This is a genomic window from Longicatena sp. 210702-DFI.1.196 (genome assembly GCF_020563125.1).
GTDB classification, from domain to species: Bacteria; Bacillota_I; Bacilli_A; order Erysipelotrichales; family Erysipelotrichaceae; genus Longicatena; species Longicatena caecimuris.
In genome coordinates, this window is the sequence record NZ_JAJCPX010000156.1 from 1 (window position 1) to 214 (window position 214).

At 34.1% G+C, this 214-nt stretch carries 1 pseudogene; it reads left to right on the forward strand.

Annotation, left to right across the window (positions count from 1 at the left end):
• Nucleotides 1-214 (forward strand): annotated as a pseudogene (locus LI241_RS15760) (hypothetical protein); the annotation flags it as partial.

A 214-nucleotide genomic window follows, 5' to 3' on the forward strand; every position in this document is an offset into this window, starting at 1 on the left:
TGATTGCTAGTATTGATTTAAATAATACTTTGGGTTATACCGGATGGATCAGTCTATTATCACAAAAACCATATTTTATTTCTCAATGCGATTTTTGTTGTATGATTGGTCCAGAGCAATTTGATGAGTTTGTTTTTGAAACCTTAAAGAAAGAGGCATCCTTGATTGAGCGTTCATTCTATCATTTAGATGGTCCTGGTGCAGTACGTCATCT